Below are 2999 nucleotides of genomic sequence, written 5' to 3' on the forward strand. Positions count from 1 at the left end.
GTTGCGTGCCGAGCCGGACGCCGAAGCCTTCGAGCTGCCGGGCGGCGCCTGGTACCGCCGCCGGGCCGCGGTGCCCGGCAAGGTCGCCGCGCTGTTCGCCGGTCAGGGCAGCCAGTACGTCGGCATGGGCGTGCGGACCGCGCTGGCCGTGCCGCCGGTGCGTGCCACCCTCGATGCCGCCAGCCGGATCTCGGAGCCCGCCGAGCCGCTGAGCCGGGTGATCTACCCGCCGCAGGCCTTCGATCCCGAGACGGCCGCGCGCCAGGAAGAGGCGTTGCGCCGCACGGACTTCGCGCAGCCCGCGATCGGCGCGCTGTCCTCCGGTCAGTACCGGTACCTGCTGGAGCTGGGTTTCGATGCGGAAGGCACCCTGGGGCACAGCTTCGGTGAGCTCACCGCCCTGTGGGCGGCCGGCGCCCTGGACGACGACACCTTCCACCGCCTGGCCCGGGCCCGTGGGCTTGCCATGGCCCAGCTGCCCGAAGGCGCGTCCGACCGGGGCACCATGGCGGCGCTCCGCTGCGGCGCCGAGCAGCTCACCGAGCTGCTGGCGGCCCACCCGGATGTGGTGATCTGCAACCTCAATGCCCCGGAGCAGACGGTCGTGGGCGGCGGCACCGACGCGGTGCGCGCGTTCGCCGAGGAGGCCGACCGGCTCGGTCTGGGTGCGAGCCTGCTGCCGGTGTCGGCGGCGTTCCACACCTCCTATGTCGCACACGGTGTTTCGGCCTTCCGCGCCGCGGTGACCGAGGCGGTCTGCGCCGCTCCGTCGATTCCGGTGTTCGCGAACACCGCCGGCGCCGAGTACGGCACGGACCTCGACCGCAACCGATCGGTTCTGGTCGAGCAGCTGTCGCAGCCGGTCTCGTTCGCGCCGCGCGTGCTCGAGATGTACGAGGCCGGGTACCGGGTGTTCGTCGAATTCGGTCCCAAGTCAGTGCTTTCCGGACTGGTGCGCAAGATCCTGGCCGACCGCGACGACGTCGTGGTGCTGGCCGCGGATGCCGGCCCCGCCACGGACGGCGACCGCTCGCTCAAGCAGCTCGCGGCGCGCCTCGCGGTCCTCGGCCTGCCGCTCGCCGGATTCAACCGCTACAGCGTCACAGCCCCCGATGTAGTCGAAACCAAAGGAATGAGGATTCCCTTGAACGGCATCAACTACGTCTCCGAGGAGCGCCGCGGCGCTTATCGGGACGCACTCGAGAACGGCTATCAGGTGCCCCGGCCGGAGGCCGCTCCGGCGCCGGCCCCGGGGAACGGCAACGGGAACGGGAACGGCAATGGCCACAGCACCCCGGCTCCGGCCGCGGCGCCGGTGGCGTCCGGGTCGGACACCATGGCCGGTGACCACCTCGCGCTGCACCGTGAGTACCTGAGCAGCCAGCTGCGGGTGGCCGAAAGGCTCAGCGGCATCCTGGAATACGACGCGCTGCAGGGCAACCTGACCGACCGCACGGTCGCCGGGCTCGCCTCGGTCAGCGACCACAGCGTCGCGATCGGCCAGGCGCACAGCCAGGCCAGCGAGGTGCTGCTGGGCTTCGCGTACCTGGAGGCCGGTATGGGCGGTGTCGCCCCGGCCGTGCGCCGTCCGGTCGAGCGCCTGCCGCGCCCCGAGCTGAACGTGGGCCAGTCCGCCCACACCCAGGCCATCGCCGCTCCGGCCCCCGCGCCCGCCCCGGTCGCGCAGCCGGCCGCCGTCGCCGCTCCCGCGGGCCCGGTCGCCGCCCCCGTCGCTCCGGTCGCCCCCGTCGCTCCGGTCGCCGCTCCCGTGGCTCCTGCCCCGGTTGCCGCCCCGGTTGCCGCCCCCGTCGCCGCTGCGCCGGCCCCCGCACCGGTCGCCGCCCCCGCCGGTGACCCCACCGAGGTCGTCCAGCAGGCCCTGCTGGAGGTCGTGGCCGAGAAGACCGGTTACCCGACCGACATGCTCGACATGGACATGGATGTCGAGGCCGACCTCGGCATCGACTCCATCAAGCGAGTCGAGATCATGGGCGCGCTCCAGGAGCGCTTCCCCGACAGCCCGCAGGCCGGACCCGAGCAGATGGGTGAGCTGCGGACCCTGGGCGGCATCGTCACCTTCATCAGCGGCGCGCTCGCCGGTGCCAATGGGGCGGAGGCGGTTCTCCCAAAAGCTGACGGCGCGTCCCGGATTGGCCGGATGCAGGCGCGCCTTGTCGAGATTCCTTCTGTCCTCACTCTGGTCGGGGCGTACGCCGAACAGCCGGTGGCGCTGGTCGCCGGCGACGGTAGCGCCCTGACCGAGCCGATCTCCGCCGCCCTCGAGGCGGCGGGCTGGACCGTGCAGCGTGGCACGGAGGCGCCGGCCGATCGGGTGGATCTGGTGCTGTTCCTGGCTCCGGATGCCCCGGCCGGATGGTCGGAGTCCATCGTGACCCTCGAATCCGCACTGCTGACAGCGGCTTCCGTGCAGCGCCCGCTGGAACGGACCGCCGAACACGGGCGTGCGGCCTTCGTCACGGTCAGCCGGATCGATGGGCTCCTGGGCCTGTCCGGCGGCAGCGATGCCGCCGGACTCCTCGGCGGACTGCCGGGCCTGGTGAAAACCCTGGCGATCGAAGCACCTTCGCTGTTCTGCCGCGCTGTCGACCTGAGCCCGGAACTCACCGGCGAGCAGGCGGTGGCCCAGCTGATCGCGGAGATCGCCGATGCGGACACCGCGGCTGTCGAGGTCGGCGTGGCGGCGGACCTGAGCCGCCGCACGCTGGCCGCGACGGTCGAGGACGGCACCGATCCACTGCTCCCACAGGGTGATTCGGTCGCCGCCCCGACCGAGGCGGATCTGCTCGTGGTCACCGGTGGTGGCCGCGGCGTGACCGCGGCGTGCGCCATCGGCCTGGCCCGGCGCTACCGCAGCGGCCTGCTGCTGCTGGGCCGCAGTGAACTCGCGGACGAACCCGCCTGGGCCGCAGGCGTTCCCGACGGCGCTCTCAAGGGCGCCATCGTGGGCGAGCTGCGGTCGGCGGGCACCAAGCCGACGC

1 protein-coding gene is annotated in these 2999 nt (G+C 73.1%); it reads left to right on the forward strand.

Annotated elements, in window-relative coordinates:
* A partial coding sequence (locus ACFXN1_RS16625) for an acyltransferase domain-containing protein (protein WP_379463622.1) occupies positions 1-2999 on the forward strand: 2999 nt, incomplete at both ends.

The sequence above is a fragment of the Nocardia sp. NPDC059154 genome, assembly GCF_042755705.1.
Taxonomy (GTDB): Bacteria; Actinomycetota; Actinomycetes; order Mycobacteriales; family Mycobacteriaceae; genus Nocardia.